This window comes from Bradyrhizobium sp. STM 3843, assembly GCF_000239815.1.
In the GTDB taxonomy this organism is placed as follows: Bacteria; Pseudomonadota; Alphaproteobacteria; order Rhizobiales; family Xanthobacteraceae; genus Bradyrhizobium.
In genome coordinates, this window is record NZ_CAFK01000092.1 from 43,655 (window position 1) to 60,620 (window position 16,966).

Genomic DNA, 16,966 nt, shown 5'->3' on the forward strand with positions numbered 1-16,966 from the left:
ACGTGCCGGACGGGACGATTCGCTCTATACAGCACACGAGCGTCGTCCTCCCGGGCCCTGAATGTCGATCGAAGATGATATTGCGCTGCTGCAGCGCATCCCGACCCTGCGTTTGCTTGGTGCCGAGTCATTGCGCATGCTCGCGATCGGCGCCGAGCATCGCAACGTTCAGGGCGGGGAAACGTTGTTCCGCGCCGGCGATACCGCCGATTGCGGCTATGTGGTCGAGCGCGGCTCGCTGCGCATCCATGACACCAGCGGGGCGGAGATCGTTGCCAGCGCCGGCACCCTGATCGGCGAGCTTGCGCTTCTGGTCGAGATGCCGCGGCCGTCGACCGCGGAGGCGCTGGAGTATTCGACCGTGGTGCGGCTGTCGCGCAGCCTGTTTCAACGCGTGCTGGAGAGTGATCCGGCCGCGGCGCTCCGGCTGCGCGATGCGTTCGTCAACCGGGCGAGCCAGATCGCCAACGACGTCCTGACGGTCGGCGCCAAGCTGAGTTCATGAACGCTCGTCAACGAAGTTGCGGCGAACTGATACGAATGTCAGAGCCGGGCGGCTATTAGTTCCGTGTACCCGCCCAGTTCAGGAATCGTGAGCCGCTCCAGCGAAGCAGTGTTCGCCCTTCCCGCGAGCCGTCTTGGATTTCGATGAACGCTGCGTTCTGCTCGCTGATCAATCGGACGTCCCGAGCCCGTACCGTCAGGACCTTTCGATATCGGCCGTGATTTGCCACGTACACCTCGTGCAAACACCCTGAGGCGTTGCATACGGCTATTTTGTTGCGGCACCGAAAATCGTCAAAGTGAAGCGCGACGAACTGAGTGCCGGGAATGGTGAGATAAAGCGCAAATTGCTGGGCAGCCGCGATCGGCGCGCCGCACGCAGCCTCCCACTTCTTCACGTGCCCGCGGATGTCCGAGGGCAGATTGCTGAGGTGCGCAGGATTCCACGGATCCTGACCGACACCTCCGTGGGCGCGTGCAGTCTGCGGTAAGCCCGCCAAGGAGAGCGCGAATGCAATTGCTGGAAAAACCCACGTCCTCGATAGCATGGCGGGCCTCCCTCGCGGTCCTGCGCCGACACTTGCATCCGATCCGTGCGGCACGTTTGCAGAGTGTTGGCAGCCACAAGACCACGCGTTGATCTTATCGTTGCTAGTTTACAGGTCCGAAGCTCGCTTCGTTTCACGGCAAGCTTGTCACAGCGAACCTGCAAATGCGCGGCACAACTGTCTGGCCGCGATCGCGCCTGCGATCGTCGTTCAACTTAGCAGCTCCGAGCTTACAATCGGCTGACAGGGATCAACAGCATCCGGTCAGCATCAATCGATCATTGTTCGGATGCTCATGGACCCGCAATGACGCAAGCCCGTTGCTGTTGTCCCTTAGGACAACCGAGCGATACCGACATTGATGAATGTCAAATTCCGACCTGCAGATCGAGAATAGTTTGTCGCAGAGAGCCCAATGTCTCGTTGCGATCATCGCCCTGGGATCTTTCCATGCACCTGAGATCGACAGCTCCCGCTCGGCATAACAGCGCTTGCGTCCTGCTCGCGCTGGCCCTTCTGGCTCTGCCATTTGGAGCGGCGGCGGAAGATGCGGTGAAGCTCAGCCCCGAGCAGGCCACGAGCCTCGGGGTTCGCGTCGTTCACCCCATCGCGAGCCCGACCGACAAGACGCTGCCCTACCCCGCCCAGATCGTGATCCCGACGCCGCAATCGTGGGTCGTGAGCAGCCCCGTCGCCGGCATGGTCACCGGCCTTTCGGTGGCGCGGGGTGAGCGAGTCAAGCCCGGCCAACCGCTGGTGATGGTGGAGAGTCCGAGCTTCGTCTCGCAGCAACGCGACTACCTGCAGGCCGTTGCGCAGGAGTCTCTCGCCGCTCAGCAACTCGCGCGGAACACCCAGCTGTTTCAGGGCAACGCCACGCCGCAGCGCGTTCTCGAGGCAAGCCAGAGCGAAGCCCGTCAGGCCAGCATCGTCGTTGCGGAGCGACGGCAGATGCTGCGGCTCAGCGGGCTTTCGGATGAGGCGATCTCGAAGCTCACCAGCGAGAGCGGCATCAGTGCGACGCTGTCCGTCGTCGCGCCGCGCGCCGCGACCGTGGTCGATATCGCAGTCTCTCCCGGCCAGCGGGTCGAGCAGACCGCGTCCCTGATCAAGCTCGCACAACTGTCTCCGCTCTGGGTCGAGATCGCGATCCCGGCAGCGAACATCCGTGCCATCCGGGTCGGTGCGAAGGTGGACGTCGAGGGTTATCCGACGCCGGGGCAAGTCGTGCTGGTTTCAGAAACCGCCGATCCGGCCACCCAAACCGTGCTGGTTCGGGCGGAGGTGTCTAACAACGGCGAGCTGCGGCCCGGGCAGATGGCCCAGGCGCGGATTGGATTTACTTCGTCCACTGAAAGGGCCTGGCAGCTGCCCTATGGCGCGGTGTTTCGCCGCGGCGAACAGGCCTCGGTATTCGTTGCGACGGAGGCCGGCTTTCGGCTCGTTCCGGTGACGCTGCTCGAAGAGGACCAGGAGCATGTCGTGGTCTCCGGAGCGATCAGTGACAAGGACGATATTGCGGTCAGCGGCATCTCCGCGCTTCGCGGTGTCCTCCTCAAGCTCGGGGCCAGTTAGTCATGCTCGAGCGCCTTGTCGCGTTTGCGCTATCGCAGCGGCTGTTTGTCGCGCTCGGCGTCCTTGTCCTGATCGGTGCCGGCTTGGTCATGTTGCCCAGCCTGCCGATCGACGCCTTCCCGGATGTCTCGCCGGTGCAGGTCAAGGTGATCATGAAAGCACCGGGGCTGACGCCGGAAGAAGTCGAGCAGCGCGTCACGGTTCCGATCGAGCTTGAATTGTTGGGACTGCCGAACAAGAAGATCCTCCGCTCGACGACCAAATACGCGCTTGCCGACGTCACCGTCGACTTTGAGGACGGCACCGACATCTACTGGGCTCGGAACCAGGTGTCCGAGCGACTGGCCAATGTCAGCCGTGACCTGCCGGAGGGCGTGACCGGCGGGCTTGCCCCGATCACCAGTCCGCTTGGCGAAATGTTCATGTTCACCATCGACAGTGCGGACCTGTCGCTGGCCGAGCGACGAAGCCTGCTCGATTGGGTGATCCGTCCGGCGCTGCGGACCGTGCCTGGTGTTGCTGACGTCAACGCGCTCGGTGGCCATGTGCGCGCCTTCGAGATCGTGCCGCTCACCGACGCGCTTGCCGCCCGCGGTATTTCCTATGATCTGTTTCGGCGTGCCATCGACGCCAACAGCCGCAACGATGGTGCCGGCCGGGTCAACCAGGGCGAAGACAGTGCCCTGGTCCGGATCGAGGGTAGCATCCGCGGAATCGAGGATATCCGGCAGATCGTGGTCGATACCAAGGATGGCATTCCGATCCGGGTCAGGGATGTTGCGCGGGTCCAGGTCGGATCCTTGACCCGCTATGGCGCCGTCACGAGTGATGGTCGTGGTGAAACGGTCGAAGGACTTGTTGTCGGCCTGCGCGGGGCCAATGCCCGCCAGCTTGTCAGCGATGTACGGGCGCGCCTCGAGGAGCTGAAGCCTTCGCTGCCGCAAGGCGTCAGCATCAATGTGTTCTACGATCGGAGCCGGTTGGTCGACCGCGCGGTTGGCACCGTCATCCGCGCGCTCGGCGAAGCCACCGCCCTGGTGATCGTTCTGCTGCTTCTGTTTCTCGGCAATTGGCGCGCATCGCTGGTGATCGCCTTCAGCCTGCCGCTTGCGATCGTGATCGCCCTGATCATCATGCGCGCGGTCGGAATGTCGGCGAACCTGATGAGTCTGGGCGGGCTTGCCATCGCGATCGGAATGCTGATCGACGCGCTGGTGGTCGTGGTCGAGAACGTTGTCGGACATCTCAGCCAGGAGCGGGAGGGGACGGCTGCGCCGCTCGTCCATGTCATTTTCCGTTCGGTCTCCGAGGTGCTGCAACCGGTGGCCTCGGGCGTGCTGATCATCATCATCGTCTTCGTTCCGCTGCTGACGCTCCAGGGGCTCGAAGGAAAACTGTTCATTCCCGTTGCCCTCGCGATCATCTTTGCGCTGGCCGGTTCGCTGCTGCTCGCGCTCACCGTCATCCCGGTCGCGACCTCGCTGTTCCTCAAGAGTGCGTCCCACCACGAGCCATGGCTGGTCCGGACCGCCTCGCGGCTCTACGCACCTGCCCTCAGCTGGGCGCTGGGCAACGAGCGCAAGGTCGTCATTGCGGCATTGGTGGCTCTGGCGGCCGCCGCCTATGCCTATACTCACCTCGGCAAGACCTTCATGCCGACGATGGATGAAGGCGACACCATCATCAGCGTCGAGGCACTCCCATCCATCAATCTCGACGAAATGGTCGCGATCAACACCAGGCTCCAATCGGCGATTCTCGCTCACGTGCCTGACGTCGATGGAATCGTCGCGCGGACCGGTTCCGACGAGCTCGGCCTGGATCCGATGGGACCCAATCAGACCGATACGTTCCTGGTCCTGAAGCCGGCAGAGCAGCGGAAGACAGCCGACAAATCGGCCTTGCTCGAGCAGCTGCGGCATGTGCTGGCCAATTTTCCCGGACTGTCGCTCAGCTTCACCCAGCCGATCGACATGCGTGTGCAGGAGATGATCAGCGGCGTCCGCGGTGACGTCGCAGTGAAGATCTTCGGGCCTGATATCGCCAAGCTCAATGAGATTGCGAGCAGGCTCTCGGCCGTTCTGTCCAGCATCGACGGCGCCGACGACGTCTACACCACGCTCAACGAGGGTGCACAATACTACACGGTGGCGGTGAACCGGACAGAAGCGGGACGCCTCGGCCTGAGCGTCGATGCGATTGCCAATTCGCTGCGCACCCAGATCGAAGGTCGCACGATCGGGACGGTGCTCGAAGAAGGACGGCGCACGCCGATCCTGGTCCGCGGCAGCGAGATGACCCGGGAGACACCGACCCTGCTTGCAAGTCTGCCGCTGACGCTGGCGTCCGGCCAGCATGTCGCGCTATCGCAAGTGGCCCGAATCCGCCGGGTCGATGGTCCTGTCGTGGTCAATCGGGAGAACGGATTCCGCATGAGCGTCGTCCGCGCCAATGTGCGGGGACGCGACATGGTCGGCTTCGTCCAGGCCGCGCAGCAGAAGGTCGCGGCGGAGATCGCGCTGCCGCAGGGGTATCGGGTGAGCTGGGGTGGCCAATTCGAAAATCAGCAACGCGCCGCGGCGCGCCTGTCGATCGTGGTGCCGGTTGCGATCGGCCTGATCTTTGTCCTGCTGTTCACGACTTTCGGCTCGATCCGCCAGGCGCTGCTGGTGCTGGTCAATATCCCCTTTGCCGTGATCGGCGGCGTCTTTGCGCTGGTCCTGACGCGTGAGTATCTCTCGGTGCCGGCCTCGGTCGGTTTCATTGCGCTGCTCGGCATCGCGGTGCTTAACGGCGTCGTGCTGGTCTCTTATTTCAATCAGCTGCGCGCCCGCGGCGTACCCGAAGGGCAGATTGTCATTGAGGGCGCCAAGCGCCGACTCAGGCCGGTCCTGATGACGGCGAGCATCACGGCGCTCGGACTCATCCCCCTGCTGTTCGCGACCGGTCCGGGATCGGAGATCCAGCGGCCACTGGCTATCGTCGTCATCGGCGGGCTCGTCTCCTCGACGGCGTTGACGCTGATCCTCTTGCCGATCCTCTATCGCCGCTTCGGCGGCGTTGCGAAGGAAGCCAAATGAGCGCCGAACGCGTCTGCCTCACGCTGGTCGCCGCCCGCTCGCTTCGCAGCGAGCTGTTCGATTATCTCAGCGAGCAAGGCGATCTCGTATCCGGCTTCACCGCAAGCGATGCGGCCGGACACGGTCCAGAGGTGCAATTGCAGAGTGCGGCTGAGCGGGTGAGAGGCCACGCCGACGAGCTGATGGTGCGGACGATTCTTCCGGCGCAAGACGCCACGCAATTGCTGGCCCGGTTGAAGACGGCTTTCGCCGGATCCAGAATTATCTATTGGGTCATTCCCGTCTTGGAATTCGGCGTGATCGACGTCGGTTCTAGCTAAGCTCGTGCTGACCGGCGGTGGTCACGGTTGGCTTCCGAGTGGGAATCATCTCGGGCGCTGTTGAACCTCGCGGGAGACAAGGGCTTCGGCGCGGCGAAAATCGGCGTCGGCGCCGATCTGGTCGCCAAGTTTCGCCTTCATGGCTCCGCGCTCGCGGATCAACAGCGGATTCTTGGGATCAACCTTGATGATCACGTCGAGGTCGGCGATCGCGCGATCGAACTGGCCCTTGCGAGCATAAGCCGCGGCGCGTGCACCAAATGCCGCGAGATAGTCCGGTCTGAGCTGAATGGCGCGATCGAAATCTGCGATGGCACGATCAAACTCGCCCTTGGCCATCAGCGCCACGCCGCGATTATTGATTGCCACATGATAGTCCGGCATCAGGCGGATGGCCTGATCATAGTCCTCGATCGCGCGGTCGACCTCGCCATTCGACCTGAAGGCCAAGCCCCGATTGTTGTAGGCCGCGACGAGATGGGCGAGCATTCGCTCGCCCGCCTTGATGACAGCGGTGCAGCCCTGGATCGGACGGTCCGAAGACAGCTCTGCGGCCCGCGCGCAGGAATCCCAGTCGTCTTCGTTCACGGCCAATGCGGTCGGCGTGCAAGAAACGACAATTGCAGCCGTCACGACCGCTCTAGCCAGAGCAGACCGGAGCGGTCTTCTGCGACCCGTTCGCTCCGATGATCGCAGAGCCGGCGCCCTCCCCATTGCGGCGGGCACGACCGCAGCAGACGTGGACAAAGGAATACTCCGGAAAACACAGCTCGTTTTGAATCGGTGCGCATCATGGCAGATCGGAGCTGACAGCTGGCTGATATGGGTCAACGGCTTTCCGTCAGCGCGCCTCATCCCCAAGCTGAAAGCGGCGGCCCGTCAGCTTCGTTCGCCAGTAGGGCTTGAGCAGCTCCAACGCGAAAAGAATCAGCAGGGCCGAGGCAATCGCGATCCCCAGATCGTCGACATGCAGCGCACCGAACCGGAACAGCTCCCGCAAGGCGGGAACGCTGAGACAAAGGCCGAGGATGACGCAAACGCCAAGGAGGATCGAGAGCAGCGCCAGGTTGGGGCGAAGCAAGGCGAGCCTGAGAGACGAGCTGAACGAGCGGTTCACCAGGATCAGGCTGAAAATGCCGGCAATCAAAGCAACAAATGTGAGCGCCCGTACCTCGTCGTCGGGCATGCCGTTCCTCGATGCAAAGATGAACATGGCTCCAGCCATGCCAAACACGAGGGCGCCCTGCAGTGCTCCCCATGCCATCAACGGAAGCGGCAACAGCCGTGCGGTCGGCGAGCGCGGCGGCCGGCGCATCACATCCTCCTCCTCTGTTTCAGCTTCGAAGACCAGAGAGCAGACGGGGTCGATGACCAACTCGAGAAAGGCGATGTGGATGGGACTGAAAATGATCGGCAATCCGAGCAGCAGCGGCAGCAGAGCGAGGCCTGCGATGGGCACATGCACCGCGACGATGAAGCTCATCGCCTTGCGCAGATTGTCGTAAATGCGGCGCCCTAGTCGGATTGCCGTGACGATCGATCCGAAATCGTCGTCCAGCAGCACAATGGAGGAGGCCTCGCGGGCGACATCGGTGCCGCGTCCGCCCATGGCGATGCCGATATGGGCCGCCTTCAGCGACGGCGCATCGTTGACGCCATCGCCGGTCATGGCGACGATTTGCCCATCTGCTTTCAGCGCCTCCACGATGCGCAGCTTTTGTTCGGGCACGATCCGGGCAAATATGGTCGCGCTCCGCACGCGCGGGAGCAGCGCAGCCGCGTCCTGCCTGTCGATCATTTCACCCGTCACCGCCTCGTTCGCGGCAATGCCGGCCTGGCGCGCGATCGCAACAGCCGTTGCCGGATAGTCGCCCGTGATCATCACGATCCTGATGCCGGCGGCCTGACACTGCTGCACGGCGGCTGGAACGCTTGCACGCAGCGGGTCGGCAAAGCCGACCAGCCCGAGCAGCTTGAACGCGAAGTCGGCGGGTGTGTCGGGCAGCTCTGCTCCGGCATGCTCGGCTTGCGCGACCGCCAGGACACGCATGCCGCCTGCGGCCATGCTCTCGACTGCAGCTTCCAGGTCGGCGCTTTCGTTCTTCGAGAGCCGGCACAGCCGGCCAATAGCCTCGGGAGCACCCTTCGCGGCCACGATCAGCGGCTCGCCGTTCTTCGCCCAAATCTGCGTGACCGCCAGAAGCTCCGGTCGCAGGCCATAAGTCTTCACCAGTCTTGCGTCGGAGGGCGGCGAATGACCTTCTGGCCCGGAGAGGTCGTTTGAAAGCGAGTGGAGTGCCCTTTCCATCGGATCGAAGGCCTCCGGTGCGCTCGCCAGCACGCCATAGGCCACGAGCTGCTGAAAGCAGTGCTTGGCCGGGCCAGGATCGCCGGACCGCCATGCGCCTTGGTCCGTTCGCAGTTCGACCACGGACATTCGATTTTCAGTCAGTGTCCCGGTCTTGTCCGTGCACAGCACGGTCGCCGATCCAAGCGCTTCGATCGCCGTCGAGCGGCGGGTCAGCACCCGTGCGCGGGAAATGCGCCAGGCGCCCATCGCCATGAACACCGTGAGCACCACCGGAAACTCTTCCGGCAACATCGACATGCCGATGGTGATTCCAGCCAATAATGCTTCCAACCAGCCGCCGCGGAACAGGCCGTAAAGGACCATGACCACCAGGCTGATCGCGCCACCACCGATCGCAGCCAACCGGACGAGATTGCGGGTCTCGGTCTGCAAACGCGGTGGCTCGGGCGCGAGCCCGTGAAGGAGCTGTCCGATCCTGCCCATCTGGCTGCTGGCGCCGGTGGCCAGGATCTCGGCGGTGCCGCTGCCGCGCACCACCAGCGAGCCCGAATAGACGTAGGGCGAATCCTCGCCGCCCGGAGCGGGCATCATTCGCGCTGCGTGTGGCGACACGCGCTTGCCGACCGGAACGGACTCACCGGTCAGCAAGGATTCGTCGGTTTGCAGATCCCGCGCCTCGAGCAGCAATGCGTCCGCCGGAACCCGGTCGCCCTCGGTCAGAAGGATGAGATCGCCACGGACCACGTCGCGTCCCGCGATCCGCTTGCGCACGCCATCGCGGATCACCAATGCGCGCGGACTTGCCAGGTTGCGCAGCGCATCGAGCACCCGCTCGGTCCTGCTCTCCTGAACCACCGTGATCAGGATCGAGAGCATGGCGAAGGCAAGCAGGATCAGCGCCTCCTTGACGTCGCCGAGCAGGAGATAGATGGCGCCACCGCCGATCAGCAGCGCAAACATCGGCTCGCGCAGGACTTCGAGGACGATGCGAAGCGGCGTGCGTCTCTCGGGCTCGGGCAGCTCGTTGGCGCCTTCGGCGGCCAGCCGCGCCTGCGCTTTACTTTCGCTGAGACCGGTCAGGTGGATCGGCGAACGGTCATCATTCTTCATCTTGCTACCATTTCGGAGATCGGCCGGGCACAACTACGGTGCGGTCTGCGATCGCGGTGCCACGCGCACGCCTGAGGTGACCCGGTCGCTGGGATAGACAATGACGGTTTCGCCTTGAGTCAACCCGGAGCCGATCGCTGCAAATCGACCCGAGCGGCGAAGCACCTCGACGCTGTGGAGCTCGGCACGGTCGCCTTTGACGGCGTAGACGCTCCATTGATCGCCGCGGCGAAACAGGGCTCCGGCCGGAACGATGGTCGCGTCATCCTTCGCGAACACAACGATCTGGGTGTCGACCTGGTAGGCGTCGCCGAGTCGTGCCCACTGCTCCGCAGGTGAGATGATGTCGACCAGGACGTTGACCCGTTGTTCTTCCACGCCGAGAGTCGAGATCTTGGTGAAGGCTGCCGGCTCGACCCGGCGGACACGTCCGGACAGCGGCTCCGGCCGGCCCCAATGAATAATCGTCACATCCGCCCCGGGTCGGATCTCGACGGCGTCCGTGCTCAGGACATCCACCACGATTTCGAGATCGTGCGGATCACCGACCTCCAGGAGCGGTGTTCCCGGCTGGACGATCGTTTCGCTTTCCTGTGCCACCTTCAGCACGACTCCGGCAATCGGCGCCGTGACGCTCCAACTCTCCGGAGCCTCATTCAGATTGGTGTTGCCAGCGTAGCGGGCCAACAAGGCGCGCATCTGGCTCAGCTCGTGTTCGGCAGCATGGTCGAGAAGCTCCGCGGCGCGCAGGTCCCGGTCCGCTGTCCGCACAGTGAGCTCGGCATGCTCCAGTGCCTGAGTCGTCGCAGCACCGCGCCCTGCCAGCGTCCGCGTCCGGGCCAGGTCCGCGTTCGCCTGGTCGCTCTGGGCGCGCGCCCGCTCGACGACCGCCTTGGCACGCTCCTCATTGGCCTCCGCCGCGCCAAGCCGCTCCTCGACTTCGTGACGGGTGCGGGGATCCATCAGCGGTGCGGGCGAAGGCGTGATGGTCGCAACGGCATCATCAGACTTGATCTGGTCTCCAGCCTTGAAGTGGAGACGTCCGAGCCGGCCGGCGAGCGGCGCTGCCACCACATAGCGCTCGCGGACCCGGGTCTTGCCGTCTTCATCGACGGTGGCGATGAACCGGCCCTTGGCGACGACCGCCGTCTCGACCGGTATCGCGCCCGGCATCACCGCCCAGGCGACCAGCGCCGCCACCGCGATGAAGGTCCCGGCGATCGCGATGCGGCGGACGGCCACGTGCATGCTCATTCCCTTGTCTTGAGGGCCGCGACCAGGTCGAGCTGGTCGACGCGCCTGCGGACGATAGCTGCACTTGCCGCGGCAGCAACGAGGACGACGCCGGCCGCGATCAGATACGTCCGAGGTTCGATGACCGGGGGGATCTGGAAGCTTTCGTTGGAATGGAAGCGGGCAATCAACGCGATGATCTCATGTGACAGTGCGAGCCCGATCGGAATCGCGAGCGCGATCTCGGCGGCGAATTCGACGAACAGCATGCTTGCGACCTCGCCGCGACTGAAGCCGAGCACGCGCAGGCTCGCAAGCTCCCAGGCGCGTTCCTGCAGGCTGATCCGGGCGCTATTGTAAACCACGCCCACCGTGATGATCCCGGCGAAGACGGTGAGAATGCCGGCGCTGACGAAGACCAGTCCCGCGATCTTCTCCAGGAATGACGACAGTACGGACCCCTTCATCGATACGGATTCGATCGTGGGGAGTTGCTTCAATCTTCGCCCCAAGGCCGGCAGCGCGGTCGGCTCGACATACAGGCTCGCGGCGGACACTGTGGCCCCTTCAACGGTCAAGTGGTTAAGCGTGCCGATATCCATGTAGGATGCCATCCCGATCGATTCATCGACCGTCGCGCTGACCGGTAGGTCGCGCTTCAGGCGGCGGCCTTCCATGGTCTCGACGCTGATCACGTCACCCGGCTTCACCGCGAGTCGTTCGGCCAGCCGCCGGCTCAGGGTAATCCCATCAGGGGCAGCGGCAATCGGTCGCAGCGTCGCGTCATGCGGCCGGCGCAGCTGGTCGGCGGCCGAGAGACCGATCACCGAGGTCAGATAGCTGTGCTGCCCGGCCCGCAGCCGCACCGGGACAATGCGTTGTCCTTCGACGGCCAGAACGCCGGGCAGGCGCGCCAGATCGCGGAGGATGATCCGGTCCATGGGATGCGGAAACGTGATGCCAACATTGCCGCGTTCGATCAGGTTGAACTGAAGATCGATCATTTGGTCGATGGCGTCGCGCCAGAAGATGCCAAGCACCATCATGGGGACGGCAAAAGCAACCCCGATCACGGTCAGCAGCGATCGGAACGGCCGTCCGGCCATATTCCGCAGCATCATCATCCAACGGGCACTCATCGCTTTACCCAGCAGAAGCGCCTCGATGGGAGAGCGGCGAAATCCAAGTGGCATGGCCGGCCGCATCGCAACCGCCGGAGCCAGGCTGACGACATCGCGTAAAGCCGTCAGAACGCCCAGCGACCCTGCGGCGAGACTGATCGCGACGCCTGCAACAATTGACCAGAGCGTCAGTCTGAATGGGAGATCTGGCAGCCGGAAAAAGCCGTGGTAGCTCGCCATCATCGCTTCCCCGAAGCCCAGGCCGGCCGCGGTGCCGAGCACCGATCCGATCAGCACAATGACCAGGACGAGCTTCAGATAATGCAGCGCCAGCGTGATGGTCGGAAAGCCCAGAGCTTTCAATGCCGCGATTTGCTCGCGCTGAGCACCGACCAATCTGCCGAGCGCGCTGTTCAGAAGGAACGCAGCGACACAAAAGAAAATAAACGGGATGGTGATGGACATCACCCTCTGCTGGTTCAGTTCGTCCTGAAGGAAGCGATTGGAGGGCTGATCCCGGCGCCCGATGGCCCCGACCGAGCCGTAGGGATCAAGCAGCCGGTCCAACTCTTCGATCACCGGCTGGGGATTGACGTCGGGTGCCAGGGAAATGACCGCATCATTGAAGGCCGCCTTCATGTCAAAAGCCGCCTCGGCCGCGCGGCGATCGACCCAAAGGATCGCGTAGAGACGATCGTCCGGAATCGGCAGCCCCGGTTTGACCGCGTAGATATATTCCGGTGACAGCGCAATTCCCGAGACACGAAAGCTCTGGATCTTGCCGTTGAGCAGCGCCCGGACCTCGTCACCCGGCTTCACGCCGTTCGCCTCGGCAAAGGCCTCGTTGATGACCGCGTCCCTTGGCGAGCCTGGTTCAGGCGCCGTGCCGCTGCGAAAATATAGCCGCGCCAGCTGTTCGTCGCCGGCTTGGTTCAGAGACACCATCCGCGCCGACACGGGCTGTGATGCAGCCGGCCAGTCGATGATGACTTCGCGCATGATACGCGGCTCGACGGCAACAACGCCCGGAATGGCGCTGAGCCGCGGCACGATCGACAATGGTGCGCGCTTGAGCGTCACGAAGATCTCCGGAAATCGAGCGGACGCGTAGAACTGCTCGCAAGCAGAACGCAAGGACACGTAAGTCGAGACCGAACCGACAAAGACCGCCACGCCGGCTGCGACGAGCAGCGCGATCGTCAGCACCTGACCGCGCATGGCGCTGATGTCGCGCCACAGTTTGCGGTCCAGCAGGCTCACCAGTGCACCTCGTCGGCAGAGAGTCGGCGCGCATTGCGCTCCTCACCCACGATCCGCCCGCCGCCGAGCCGGAGCACGCGGTCGGCCATGCCGGCAATGGCGGCGTTATGGGTGATGATGATGATCGTGGTGCCGAACCTCTCATTTGCGCGTGCGATTGCTGCCAGAACTACTTTGCCCGTCTCGTAGTCCAGCGCGCCCGTAGGCTCGTCGCAGAGCAGCACGTCCGGCGATTTCACGATGGCGCGGGCGACGGCAACGCGCTGCTGCTCGCCGCCGGACAGCTGGGACGGAAAGTGGTCGATGCGGTGCTCGAGACCGACCAGCTTGATCACCTCGAGCGGATCGAGCGGCCTTTCGGCGATCTCTTTCACCAGCGCGACGTTCTCCAGCACGGTGAGGCTGGGAATCAGATTATAGAATTGAAAGACGAAGCCGACATGTTCGCGCCGATACCGCGTCAGTTCGGCATCATCTGCCCCGACCAGATCGTGATCGCGCCAGTGCGCATCGCCCGAGGTCGGGCTGTCCAGGCCGCCGAGGATGTTCAGCAGCGTCGACTTTCCCGAGCCCGATGGTCCAAGCAGCACGACGAATTCGCGTTCGAAGATATCGAGGTCGACATCCCGCAAGGCGTGCACATGGACGTCCCCCATGTGATAGGTCTTTGAGAGGCGCCGAGCACGGAAGACTGGCGTGGCGGCCAGCGACTTGCCAGCTACGGCCGATCCGATCGCGCATTGGCCTGGCTTGTCCGTGGTTCCCATGTACGTGGTTCCCATGAGCCTCACGTCAGCGCGGTGGCTTTGGGGTTGACGGCCACACGCGGCGTTCACCGAGCAGCCCCTCGATATAGACCGTATTGACCAGAACCAGCAGCACTACCGCGAGCGGCGCTGCCAGCAGCACGCCGAACGGACCTAACAGCAATCCGAAGACGAGGGTCGCGAACAGGGTGAGCACCGGAGGCAGCTCGACGGCTTCTGCCTGCACCAACGGCGTAATGAGATTGCCTTCGATGAAATGAATTCCGGCATAGAGCGCGATGACGTAGACGGCCAGCATCGGCCCCTGCATCGCGGCCATGAGGATGGCGGACACCGACGCCAGGATCGGCCCGACATAGGGAATGAAGGCAAATAGACCGGAGATCATCCCGAGTGCGATCGGCGCGGCAACGCCGAGCGCGAAGAGGCCGATGGTGGTCAATGTGCCAACCACCGCCATCGTGACCGACTGGCCGATCAGCCATCGCCGTAGAGTCATTCCCAGGAGATCGAGGACATCGCGGCTCCGCTCGCGGCTCTTCGCCGGCACCAGCCGCAGCAGGGCCTCGACATAACGCATCGGCTGGATCGCCAGGTAAATCGCAGCGAACAGCAAAACGGCGGCATAGGCGCCCGCCCGGAACACCGAGCCGAAGAGAGCTGCGATATAACCGGCGGCCTGCCCGGTGGCGGCGCCGAGATTCACATCCTGCACCCGGCCGAGCAGCCAAGTGCCCAGAGAGCTCGAACCGAACTCGCGGGCGATCTCCGAGAGGCTCTGCGGCAGATCCTTGGCCAGCACACTGAATTGCGCCGAGATCTGCGCTCCGAACAGCCAGCCGATCGCCCCGACAGATCCGGCGAGCGCCGTGACGACCGGCAGCACCGCCCAATGGTCCGGCAAGCCGGTCCTGCGGCCGAGTTCATGCGCCAAGCCTCGCAGCAGGAGCGCCAGGAGCGCGGCGCCGAAAGCCAGGACCACGACCTCCGACAGTTTCCAGATGGCAATCAGCGTTGCGCCGGCAAGGCACACCAGAAGGAGCCGGCGGGCAAAGCTATCCGAAGCGGTCTGCTCCATTTCGTTGCGCAACAGGGCACTTCCTCACTTGTTCCATGCTGTCCGCAGCATCGCACTCGTCCCACGTGAGAAACCAACAAATGAGAATTGTCGCTTGATGCGGATCAAACCCCCGCCTGCAGCGCGATCTATTTTCCGGGCAGGAGGACCAGAACATGGATTCTCAAGGAGCAAGCCAAGAACTAAGCCACGAACCAGGCCATGAGTACGGCCCGGTCGCAAAGCTGTTGCATTGGACCACCGTCGCCTTTGTCGCCGTGGTCTGGGCTTTGGGGACGTTTGGCGACGAGCTTCCTCGGGGGAGCGTGCGGGACACGGGACTGCTCGCTCACATGTGGATCGGGTTGGTTATTCTCCTGATCGCCGCAGTGCGGATACCGTGGCGCATGGCAAATCCGCCTCCGAAGGTCACTCCAACGGAATTCGGAAGGTGGCTCATCGAATGGACCGACCCGGTCTCGCGCGTCATGCATTATGCGCTCTATGCGTTGCTGATTGCGGTCCCGATCTGCGGAATCGCGCTGCAATTTGCAAAGGGGCATGCCCTTCCGATTTTTGGGCTCGTCGAAATTCCATCGCCCTGGCTCGCCGACAAGGCGTTCGCTCATACGGTCAAGGAGGCGCACGAAATCTTGGCCAATGTTCTTTTGGCCTTGGCAGCCTTCCATATGGCCGCGGCCGTCGTCCATCATGTTGTGTTCGGCGACGATACCCTGCGGCGCATGCTGCCGCACCTGCGCAACGTACAAGGGGAGCCGCGCTAGACCTCCAGTGTCATCGTCACCGGGACATGGTCCGACGGCCGTTCCCAGCTGCGCGCGTCACGCAGGATGCGGAAGTCGCTGACCTGATCTTTCAGCGCGCGCGACACCCAGATGTGGTCGAGCCGGCGGCCGCGGTCGCCCACGGTCCAATCCGCGGCGCGATAGCTCCACCACGTATAGACCTTTTCCGATTGTGGGATGCGCTCGCGCGCCACGTCGAACCATTCGCCTTGCGCCTGCGCGGCCAGCAGCTTCTCGCATTCGATCGGCGTGTGCGACACCACCTTCAACAGCTGCTTGTGCGACCAGACGTCGTTCTCATACGGCGCCACGTTAAGGTCACCGACCAGGATGTGGCGGTCGTCGCCGCGCGGATGCAACGGCTCGCAAGCCTTCATCTCGTCGAGGAATTGCAGCTTGTGCTCGAATTTCGGATTGAGCGCGGGATCCGGAATGTCGCCGCCGGCGGGCACATAGAAATTGTGCAGCACCACGGGCTTCGCAAGCTGTGCCTTTTCTCCGAAGGAAACGGAGATGTGGCGCGAGTCGATCTTGTCGCAGAAGGTCCTGATATCGGTGCTCTCGAACGGCCATTTCGAGATCACCGCGACGCCGTGATAGCCCTTCTGCCCGTTCAGCGCGATGTGCTCGTAGCCGAGCCGTCGGAAGCGCTTCAGCGGAAAGGCGTCGTCGATGCACTTGGTCTCCTGCAGGCAGAGCACATCGGGCCTGACGGACTTGATGAATTTGGCGACCAGGTCGATGCGCAGGCGCACCGAATTGATATTCCAGGTGGTGAGGACGAGACGCATGGGAGGTGCGTCATAGCATGGAATATGGCGGAGTCTCCCTCCTCAAGCGACGCGCAGGCGCAGAGACGCGGCCGCGCCGTGGCGGCGCGCCGCTTATCCCCAATTCTTCACAGGTCGGCTTAGCGAGCGGACAGCTTGGCGCCCGCGGATCAGCCCGGCGGCGTGGACGGATAGGTGGTGAAGTCGATCTTGAACATGCCCGGATCGAGCTTCTTGGTCGCGTCGAGATTGTAGACCGCAACGGTGGTGTCGTAGCCCTGCGGGTCAGTGACGGTCCACTGCTTCAACTGGCCGTCCTTGGCGCCGATCATCAGCAGCAGCCGGCTGGTCCCGATCAGCGCCTGCTTCTCCTCGATCGTGATGCTGATGTACATGTCGTCGGCCGAGACCGCGATCACGTTGGTGTCCTTCAACAGGTCGATGCGATCAGAGAGCAGATAGCGCAGCGGCGTCTGCGACAGCGGATAGACGTCCTGGGTTGCG

The 16,966-nt window shown here is 63.5% G+C and carries 13 protein-coding genes; 5 read left to right on the forward strand and 8 right to left on the reverse strand.

Going from position 1 to position 16,966, the window contains the following annotated elements; all coding sequences use genetic code 11:
• Window positions 1-61 precede the first annotated feature (61 nt).
• The 4 genes from BRAS3843_RS12635 (at window position 62) to BRAS3843_RS12655 (ending at window position 6,027) form a co-directional block, all read left to right on the forward strand.
• Window positions 62-505 carry a cyclic nucleotide-binding domain-containing protein gene (locus BRAS3843_RS12635; protein ID WP_008969283.1) on the forward strand — a complete coding sequence of 148 codons (444 nt, stop codon included), beginning with the start codon at window positions 62-64 and terminating at the stop codon, window positions 503-505.
• A gap of 997 nt (window positions 506-1,502) precedes the next feature.
• Window positions 1,503-2,627, forward strand: coding sequence for an efflux RND transporter periplasmic adaptor subunit (locus BRAS3843_RS12645; RefSeq protein WP_008969285.1), 1,125 nt, complete (start codon window positions 1,503-1,505; stop codon window positions 2,625-2,627).
• Between the two features lie 2 nt (window positions 2,628-2,629).
• Entirely contained in the window at window positions 2,630-5,707 is a 3,078-nt protein-coding gene (locus BRAS3843_RS12650; RefSeq protein ID WP_008969286.1) for a CusA/CzcA family heavy metal efflux RND transporter, read from the forward strand.
• Complete coding sequence (locus BRAS3843_RS12655; RefSeq protein ID WP_008969287.1) at window positions 5,704-6,027, forward strand: DUF3240 family protein; 324 nt, start codon at window positions 5,704-5,706, stop codon at window positions 6,025-6,027. The genes BRAS3843_RS12650 and BRAS3843_RS12655 overlap by 4 nt, the downstream gene beginning before the upstream one ends.
• Window positions 6,028-6,072: 45 nt before the next feature.
• Here the strand turns inward: BRAS3843_RS12655 and BRAS3843_RS12660 are convergent, their stop codons facing one another.
• The 6 genes from BRAS3843_RS12660 to BRAS3843_RS12685 all read right to left on the reverse strand — a co-directional run bounded on the left by BRAS3843_RS12660 (window position 6,073) and on the right by BRAS3843_RS12685 (window position 14,919).
• Complete coding sequence (locus BRAS3843_RS12660; protein ID WP_244425266.1) at window positions 6,073-6,615, reverse strand: tetratricopeptide repeat protein; 543 nt, start codon at window positions 6,613-6,615, stop codon at window positions 6,073-6,075.
• 253 nt (window positions 6,616-6,868) lie between these two features.
• Window positions 6,869-9,448: a cation-translocating P-type ATPase gene (locus tag BRAS3843_RS12665; RefSeq protein ID WP_008969289.1), complete on the reverse strand. Its 2,580-nt coding sequence runs from the start codon at window positions 9,446-9,448 to the stop codon at window positions 6,869-6,871.
• A gap of 33 nt (window positions 9,449-9,481) precedes the next feature.
• The gene (locus tag BRAS3843_RS12670; RefSeq protein WP_008969290.1) at window positions 9,482-10,702 is read right to left on the reverse strand and encodes an HlyD family efflux transporter periplasmic adaptor subunit; all 1,221 of its coding nucleotides are present in this window, start codon (window positions 10,700-10,702) and stop codon (window positions 9,482-9,484) included.
• Window positions 10,699-13,062 carry an ABC transporter permease gene (locus BRAS3843_RS12675; protein ID WP_008969291.1) on the reverse strand — a complete coding sequence of 788 codons (2,364 nt, stop codon included), beginning with the start codon at window positions 13,060-13,062 and terminating at the stop codon, window positions 10,699-10,701. The genes BRAS3843_RS12670 and BRAS3843_RS12675 overlap by 4 nt, the downstream gene beginning before the upstream one ends.
• Window positions 13,059-13,718, reverse strand: a complete 660-nt coding sequence (locus tag BRAS3843_RS12680) for an ABC transporter ATP-binding protein (RefSeq protein ID WP_175361113.1) — start codon at window positions 13,716-13,718, stop codon at window positions 13,059-13,061. Before BRAS3843_RS12680 ends, BRAS3843_RS12675 begins: the two co-directional genes overlap by 4 nt.
• A 136-nt stretch (window positions 13,719-13,854) precedes the next feature.
• A complete protein-coding gene (locus BRAS3843_RS12685; protein WP_008969293.1) occupies window positions 13,855-14,919 on the reverse strand; it encodes an AI-2E family transporter in 1,065 nt (354 codons plus the stop codon).
• A gap of 143 nt (window positions 14,920-15,062) precedes the next feature.
• Between BRAS3843_RS12685 and BRAS3843_RS12690 the strand changes: the two genes are divergently transcribed.
• Complete coding sequence (locus BRAS3843_RS12690) at window positions 15,063-15,671, forward strand: cytochrome b/b6 domain-containing protein (RefSeq protein ID WP_008969294.1); 609 nt, start codon at window positions 15,063-15,065, stop codon at window positions 15,669-15,671.
• On the opposite strand, the gene BRAS3843_RS12695 is transcribed toward BRAS3843_RS12690, so the two are convergent.
• Together BRAS3843_RS12695 and BRAS3843_RS12700 are read right to left on the reverse strand one after the other, a co-directional pair.
• Window positions 15,668-16,483 carry an exodeoxyribonuclease III gene (locus BRAS3843_RS12695; RefSeq protein ID WP_008969295.1) on the reverse strand — a complete coding sequence of 272 codons (816 nt, stop codon included), beginning with the start codon at window positions 16,481-16,483 and terminating at the stop codon, window positions 15,668-15,670. The genes BRAS3843_RS12690 and BRAS3843_RS12695 overlap by 4 nt on opposite strands.
• A gap of 149 nt (window positions 16,484-16,632) precedes the next feature.
• Window positions 16,633-16,966: outer-membrane lipoprotein carrier protein LolA (locus BRAS3843_RS12700; RefSeq protein WP_035981573.1), on the reverse strand; the 334-nt coding region annotated here is incomplete at its 5' end.